Raw genomic sequence first — 7,067 nt, forward strand, 5'->3', positions numbered from 1 at the left:
GGTGGTAGGCGGTGCGTTGTCCGGTGATGAACTGGCCGAGCCAGTAGCCGTAGGCGTCCTCGTAGTCGGACGGGACGCGGAGGTGGCCATTGCTCGGCGTGGAAGCGGACGGCGGCCGCGAGTCCCGCACGGCGGGGCGCGGACAAGACAGCGCCAGCCAAGAACACAGGAATGTTCATCCTCGTGTCAGCCAAGCCACGAGTGTGCTAGGCAAAATCCTCATGCCATGACAGCGAAATAGTCATCCCACGACACCCACGGCTCGACAGCATCCAGCGACGAACGCGCTGTTCAGCAAGCCGCCCGCACCGTCAAAACCTGCTGACACCCAACCCGCTGACACCACCCCGACCAATCACAGAAAGTGCACATCCGTTGCCTCGGCATACGCGATTGCGTCGCTCTCCAGCTCCGACAGGTCTCTCCCGACCAGCGGGAGTCTGTCGTACGCGACCTGGGGACCGTGCACGGCGTCGACAGCGATGCAGAACAACCCCACAGCTTGGCTCACATAGGCCGTGACGGCAGGCGGTGAAGGAGCCACCCCGCGACGGTGGACTTCGACCTTCCAAGTCGGCGAGAAGATTGCGTGGTCCCGTGGACAATCGCTGACATTCGTCTGGCCTAGCATCTCAGCCGCCTCGACTACTTCGTCGACGGTCATACCGAACCGAAGCGGTCCGACGCCGACAGTCGGCGAATAGGACCACTCGTCCCGTTCGGCGACTTCGGTCTTGAACGCCATAGTCGCTCCCGTAGAGACACCTGAGACCTGCCGCCGCCCATCATGCCAATCGCCGACCAACAGACTGTCGGGTAACGGGTGCCGCCGAGCTCGCGCAGATCACTCAGCGCGAGTCCCATCTGGGCTCGGCCGCGAATACGCGACACCTGAACATGCGAGCTCACCAGTCCCGAGGCCGACGAGGCCCGTAAGTTCACGCAATCTGAAGGGTTCTCGGTGGGAACTCAAGGGTCCGTCGTCGTGCTCTGCGGAGTTGCTTCCGTGGGTTCGGGGCCAACTCGTGACCTTGCCGTTCCTGGTCCCCTGGACCGGCAAGACGCCGAGCGGCCCCCTGCTCGAACGCAGCGAAGCGGAGTTGGGAGCTTGGGGGCGGGGCAGCCTCGGGTCGTTGCTGTACCGGCGGGCGCTGGGCGAGGCCGTCGCCACGGCGCTGGCGGTACGCGACGGCGCGCCGTCGACCGGCCCCGCACCCTCGTACGCGCAGGTGCAGGCCCTCGTCGACGGGCCCGGCGTCACGTGCTGGTGAGCTTGTCGAGGTCGGGGGCGTAGACGGTCATCCAGTGCGGGTTCAGCCGGTAGTAGACGACCTCGCGGTTCCAGTCGAAGGCGTCGTCGCCGTAGAAGTCCTTCAAGTAGGCGAGGAGTTCCTGCCAGTCGGCCGTGGTCTCGGTGTCCTCGGGGTTCAGCTCCTCCACCGTGCCGTGGGTGAACACGCCGAGGTCCTCGCCGCGCATGTGCGCGACGCTGGCGGCCGGACGGGCTGCGAGATGACGGGCCTTGGCGGCGTTGCGCGCCGTGCCGAAGTGCCACCGGCCGTGCAGGAAGTGCCCGTCGGCGCCGCTGATCCGCGGTTCGCCCTTTGCGGTCACCGTGGAGAGGGCGAGCGTGCACATGCCGGTGAGGACCCCGGTGAGCTGCGCCGCCGTGATGGTGCGGCCCTCGACGATCGAGCGGAGGTGTGCGGTCGAGCCGGAGAGGGAGAAGTCGAGGAGGGACTGGAGCTTGTTGAGTTCTTCTGGGGTTTCGCGCATACGTCCATCGTCGGCCGTAAACCCGACACCCTCTGTCGTCATTGATGAAGCAGCGGTGAGGTTGCTCCGCGCGGGTTGCGCTCGGTGCTGCCACGTCGGCCAGGACCTGGTGGGCGGGGGCGGCCGGGCCAAAGGCCGCCTTGGCATGCACGATCCAGCACCAAGTCCCGGTCGCAAGACCGTGCTGGGGCCCGAGCGCGGTACGGCCGTGCGCGATCCGCTGCTGGTCGACGATCAGCGGCTGCCCGCGCCCCAGCGTGACCGCGACAGTGGTTTATGCCAGCGCCGCCGCGAACCGGTCCAGCACCGCGGTGCGGCCGGCATTACGCGGGCCATGGAGCGTCTTCCCCGCCCAGCGCACCCAGGCCGGCTGCCCGTCCGTGCCGTCCTCCAGAACGGGAAACGGCATCTGCGGCGGCACGGCGCCTGAGTGAGAAGCGGGTCGAGGACATCCGCGTGGTCAAGGGGTACCGGGGGCGCAGGGCGTGGAGATCTGGCAGGTGGCGTTCGCCGATGTGGGGCAGGGTGGCTTCCGTCCTTGGCTGTCGCGCAGACGTACGCGCTGCCTCGGTGGGGGCAAGTCCGTCTCCACGGCGATGCTCTGGACTGTCGAGCCGGGCCCGCTTCCGCAGCCCGGGCGGTCTACTTGGCGGCCCAGCGGCCCAGGTTGTTCCGGTTTCCCTCCGCCGCCCGGCGCAGGGCGTCCGGTGATCCCAGCAGACCGTACGGCAGGTACCCGGACCGGACGTCGAGTTCCCACCCGTGGACCTGGACGGCGAGGCAGGCCAGGGTGAGGGTGCCGAGGGGGAGGAGGGTCCGGGGTGCGGGATCACCTGCATCGGCCTCGACGCTCTCCCGGTGTGCGACCAGCCGGGCGACGAGGGCGTCCTCGAAGGCGTGCTGGTCGTCGTCGAGGAGTACACGGAGCAGCCATTGGTCCGAGCTCAGCGCGTCGCCGACCTCGTCGAGCCGCCGGGCGGCCTCCGCGCGCTCCCCGGCGTCCGGCTTGCGCAGCGGAACCGTCGGCCAGTCGCGGGGCAGATGCCCGGCCGCCTCGGTGAGGTAGGGGCACAGGGCGTCCATGGCGGCGAGGTCGGCGGGGTCGGAGACGGAGGTGTACCGGTTGTGGGGCGCGCCGTCACGGATGGCGGGCGCGTAGTCGCCGCGCAGCAGCAGCCCGGTGACCCGCTCCCAGTCCCACACGTGCCCGCTGACGACACACATCTCGAACGCGTCGAGCCAGGTCCGCGCGGTGGGCGCCTCCTCGACGACGTCCCGGAAGGTGATGGGCCCGTCCCCGAATTCGTCGTCGTCCGGGTCCGTGCTGATCCGCTCCCCGACGAGGGGGAACCGGAGCTCCTGGTCCCCGCTCGGGAAACACATGATGCTCAGCACTCCGTGCACACACTCCGCGGCGGTGACGGCGACCGTGCCGGCCGCAGCATCGAGCCCCGGCTCCGTCACCGTCCGCGCGGCGACATGGTCGAGCAGCTCGTCCGCCATGGCCCGGATCAGCGCCGGCGAGATGCTGCCGTACCGCAGCGAGTGCCAGCGCTTGTAGGCCCGCCCGTCGATGTCGTCGAGCGCCTCGGCCAACCGCTGCCCGCCGACCTGATGGCATGCCACATTCCGCACGTACCCCGCCCCCTTTTTTCGAACTCCACCACTGGACGAAGCACGTTACCAACGGGCGCCGACAGCAGTGTTTAGGTCACCGCCGGTTCGCCCAGCCGCTGGCGGAACTCTCGTACGGCCGGGCGCCAGGCGTACGGTGCGAGGTCGTCGTCCGGGCCCGGGGCCGGTCGGGGTCGGCGTCCAGGGTGAGCCTGTTCGTTCCGCCGAGGTACAGGGTGCTGTCCGTGCGCGGGACCAAGTGGGTTCCGCAGGCGGACGCCGCGTTCGGTGTCCGCACGACGTGCTGGAATTTCATCGCCGGGGCGTTCAGGCGGGCGCTGACCCCGCGGCCGGTCAGGATCGGGGGCACGCGCCCGCTGGGCGGCCCCGGTCGGGCAGCAGCGCCGGAATGCCGCATCCGGCGGCCAGGGCCACGTCCCGGGCCCGGACCTTTTCGGTGCCCCTGCAGGACACGGTGCCTGTACCGGCGGCGGTGGCGGGCTTGGGGGATCCAGGTGGCGCGGGGGTGCTGTCCAACAGCCCGGAACAGGGTTTCCATCAGGGTGGCACTGTCGATGCGGGCTTCCGTGGGCAGCCACAGGGCACCCGCGGAGGAAGCGGGCGCCGCAGGCCGGGGATGCTCGACGTGTCGTGTTCCTCGGCCCGGTACCCGGCTGCCCGCGCCGCGTCGGCGATCAGGAGGCATACGGCGGGCACTTCTCACACGACTGGTGTATACGGGCCACCGCCTGTTGCCGGCTGGTCCCGCCCCAGCACCCGCGTTCGACGGACACCTGGAGCAGCCCGTCGACGAGCGCTCCGGTGGTCGCGGGGCAAGCCGCACAAGAGCACCGTCCCGCCTTCAATCTCCTGTACTAGCACGGCCGGACGGCGCTCTCGCCGACGTGCCGGCCGGTGTTCTACGGCCCCGTCCTGGGCGGCGGCGAGGACTTTCGCGAACGCTTCGTGTTTCCCGCCCCTCGCGCCGATGCGCATCGGCCGTGCCGCGCAGTACGCCGACACGGCCGATGATCCTGGCCGCGCTACTGGGCTGCGTAGGACTGCTTGACGTGCTGGGCGCACTCCTCGCGGGTAAGGAAGCCGTCTCCGTCGGCGTCGACCTGCTGGAACTCCTTGAGGGACTCCATCTGGGACAGGCCCTTGGCCTCCTGCCAGGTCAGCCATTCCCCCAGTGAAATCCTGCCGTCGTTGTCGCTGCCGGCCATCTCCAGGAGAGCCAGCTCGAAGGGGACGGCGACCTGGTCGCGGAAGTCGGGGCGGCGGTATGCCGCGACGAACTCCCGCGCGGTGACCCGGCCGTCCCCGTCCGTGTCCGCGTCCTTCTGCAGCATGTGCCACAGCTTGTTGCCCAGGTTGGTCACCCGCCGCCATTCCGGGGAACCGAGATGGGTCGTGGTCCTTGCCAGCGCACCCTGGACCAGCTGGTCGATGTCGACCTGCTCGATCACACCGTCACCATCGACATCGACCTTCCTGAACATCACCTGGAAACGATCGCGCTCCGTCTGAGTCACCACAGGACCCACCTGTTCCTCTCCTAGTAACGGAATACCGTGCGCAAACGTCCCATACCCTCTCGCCCACCACAGGGACATCACGCTGTTGATCACCCAAAAGGGGCCACCGCGCACGGGCCCAGACACTGCCCGTCAACAGCCCGTCTCCCGCGAGCTGATGGCCCGTTCCTCGCTGGCGGCACAGAGCGCCGCTACGTACTCTGCGCCTGCCGTCGAGCCCGTGAGGTAAGGCGGCCCTGCGGGCATGATCCCCGGCTGCGCACACCTCCGCCCGGCAGCCGGCCGCGCCCCGCGGCCGGTGCCCGGCGAACGAACGGAGCACCATATGCAGTCCGCTGTGATCCGGGCCATCAGGACCTGGGAGGAGCGCTGGGAGCGGACGCAGCAGTCGGCCGTCGCCGCGATGAAGGCCGCGTTCCCCCACTCGCCGACTGTCCGCGCTGTGTCGGCTGTGACGACGTCCGCATGGAGTACGAGGAAACCGGGTGCGGCGCCGGGCACGTGTGTCTGAACGACGAAGGCCGGGGCGCCGCCGAGTTTTCTCAACTGCCCATCTCGCTTTCCCTTCTTGGGCGGGGTCACCGCCTGGCCGGGGTGATCGTGACGGGCCCGGGGAGGCCGTCGTCCAGGAGGACCTCCACGTCGGAGAAGTACCGGGAGCAGGGATCGATGCCTTCGTTGCGTGCGGCGGTCGCGTCGTGCATCCGCCCTGGCCGCAAGGCGTCGGTCCAGAGCATGCGGCCTCGATGGTCGGTGGTGATTTGGCGGCGCGTGGATGGGGCACGCCCGCCGTCACACGAGGGGCTACGAACAGCTCAGTGGAAGGGACCGTCGGGTGTGAAGGCGTGGGCAACGAAGCGCTTGCCCATTCGGCGGTATGCGGCGGCGGTGGGGTGAAGGCCGTCGGTCAGGTCGCCTGTCTCGTCCGGGCCGAGCAGTGCTCGTCCGTCGAGATAGTGGAGGTGGGGATCAGATGCCTGTCGTGCTGCGGCGATCCGAGCCAGCTCGGTGCGGACCACTGTCAGCGACAGTGCGCCGTCGGCCACATCGGCCGGGTCGCCCAGGGCTGTGATCCTCCCGTCCGGTCCGGTCCTGGTCGGGCCGGGAACCTGCTCAAGGGCCGGGCAGCTCACCGGGGAGATCAGCAGGAGTGGGGTGTCCGGGTGACCGTCCCGGATCGTGTCCAGAAATCCGTGTACCGCCGGGCCGAACGTCCGCAGCCGGAAGGCGGACAGGCTCACGATGTTGATGCCCACCTTCAGGCTGATCAGATCGGCGGGCGTGTCGCGGATCGTCCGGGCGACATAGGGGTCCAGCAGTGCGTTGCCCGCCTGGCTGAGGTTGATCACCTCCACTCCTCCGAGCGCGGCTGCCACCACCGGCCAGGTCCCGGTCGGGCCGTCAGCCTCGATGCAGTGGCTGATGGAACTGCCGTGGTGCACCCAGCGGCGCCGCCCGTCCGGCAGCGGCGCCAGCACGTCGCCGTCGGCGCGCAGTGCCACCAGTTCCGTAGGGGTCTGCTGAGGAAGCCACAGCTCGACGTTCTTCATGCCGGCCGGCAGTCCGGCGAACCGTACGGTTCCGGGCCTGCCCGGGATGAGTCGCTGTGCGGTTCCAGGGCCCGCCATTCTCAGCACGTTGCCCACCGGGGCCTGCTGGCGCCCGGCCGGGGCGCCGTCAACCAACAGCTCCAGCATGCCGGTCGGGCGGGGGTGGGGGTCGGCGGCGAGCTGCCCGGTGGAGGTGAGTATCTCCAACTCCAGTGCGTATGCATCGGTGCGGAAGACCAGCCGCACCCCTGAAGGCATCACGGTCACCCCGTAGACCGACGGGTCCTGGTACTGCTCCTTGGTCCATGCCGGCAACCGGCGCGGCATCACCCCTGCCGCTGTGGTCTCCAGGTCCAGCGCACCCCGTAACTCCACCGGTCCGCCCACCAATGGGACCGTCCGCATCGGCCCGGTGTCTTCGTGGTTCACCGGCGGCCGCCAGGCTCCCAGTTGTGGACTTCGACGGTGGCGTACCGGTGCGGGGTCAGGACGGTGCGTGCGGTGTCCGGGTTGGGTGCCTGGAGCAGTGCGGCTGTGCCGAGCCAGGTGTCGCCGTCGTCGGAGAGCAGTGGCCCGTATGCGATCAGCC

General features: G+C 69.4%; 7 protein-coding genes and 1 pseudogene. 1 reads left to right on the forward strand and 7 read right to left on the reverse strand.

Annotated features, from left to right (window positions below):
* Positions 1-355: 355 nt before the first annotated feature.
* Positions 356-745 carry a hypothetical protein gene (locus ACFYW1_RS38730; protein WP_389004493.1) on the reverse strand — a complete coding sequence of 130 codons (390 nt, stop codon included), beginning with the start codon at positions 743-745 and terminating at the stop codon, positions 356-358.
* Positions 746-1,025: 280 nt separating this feature from the next.
* Between ACFYW1_RS38730 and ACFYW1_RS38735 the strand changes: the two genes are divergently transcribed.
* Positions 1,026-1,271, forward strand: coding sequence for a hypothetical protein (locus ACFYW1_RS38735; RefSeq protein ID WP_389004495.1), 246 nt, complete (start codon positions 1,026-1,028; stop codon positions 1,269-1,271).
* Here ACFYW1_RS38735 and ACFYW1_RS38740 read toward each other — a convergent pair.
* From ACFYW1_RS38740 to ACFYW1_RS38765, 6 genes and pseudogenes are all read right to left on the reverse strand, one after another.
* Positions 1,258-1,776, reverse strand: a complete 519-nt coding sequence (locus tag ACFYW1_RS38740; RefSeq protein ID WP_389004497.1) for a pyridoxamine 5'-phosphate oxidase family protein — start codon at positions 1,774-1,776, stop codon at positions 1,258-1,260. The two genes, ACFYW1_RS38735 and ACFYW1_RS38740, sit on opposite strands and share 14 nt — an antisense overlap.
* Before the next feature lie 274 nt (positions 1,777-2,050).
* Positions 2,051-2,185, reverse strand: coding sequence for a hypothetical protein (locus ACFYW1_RS38745; protein WP_389004499.1), 135 nt, complete (start codon positions 2,183-2,185; stop codon positions 2,051-2,053).
* A 233-nt stretch (positions 2,186-2,418) separates the two neighbouring features.
* A complete protein-coding gene (locus ACFYW1_RS38750; RefSeq protein ID WP_389004501.1) occupies positions 2,419-3,411 on the reverse strand; it encodes an immunity 49 family protein in 993 nt (330 codons plus the stop codon).
* Positions 3,412-4,433: 1,022 nt separating this feature from the next.
* Positions 4,434-4,928, reverse strand: a complete 495-nt coding sequence (locus ACFYW1_RS38755; protein WP_389004503.1) for an EF-hand domain-containing protein — start codon at positions 4,926-4,928, stop codon at positions 4,434-4,436.
* Positions 4,929-5,492: 564 nt separating this feature from the next.
* Positions 5,493-5,737: pseudogene (locus ACFYW1_RS38760) on the reverse strand (IS5/IS1182 family transposase); the annotation flags it as partial.
* A gap of 6 nt (positions 5,738-5,743) precedes the next feature.
* Positions 5,744-6,883 (reverse strand): GDSL-type esterase/lipase family protein, encoded by a 1,140-nt coding sequence (locus ACFYW1_RS38765; RefSeq protein ID WP_389004505.1) that lies wholly within the window; start codon positions 6,881-6,883, stop codon positions 5,744-5,746.
* Positions 6,884-7,067: the final 184 nt, after the last annotated feature.

Origin of the sequence: Streptomyces sp. NPDC002669, from assembly GCF_042889165.1 — a bacterium.
GTDB lineage: Bacteria > Actinomycetota > Actinomycetes > Streptomycetales > Streptomycetaceae > Streptomyces.

Coding starts and splice junctions, on each gene's coding strand:
- ACFYW1_RS38730 (WP_389004493.1), bottom strand. CDS start 745: ATGGCGTTCAAGACCGAAGTCGCCGAACGGGACGAGTGGTCCTATTCG.
- ACFYW1_RS38740 (WP_389004497.1), bottom strand. CDS start 1,776: ATGCGCGAAACCCCAGAAGAACTCAACAAGCTCCAGTCCCTCCTCGAC.
- ACFYW1_RS38745 (WP_389004499.1), bottom strand. CDS start 2,185: ATGCCGTTTCCCGTTCTGGAGGACGGCACGGACGGGCAGCCGGCCTGG.
- ACFYW1_RS38765 (WP_389004505.1), bottom strand. CDS start 6,883: ATGCGGACGGTCCCATTGGTGGGCGGACCGGTGGAGTTACGGGGTGCG.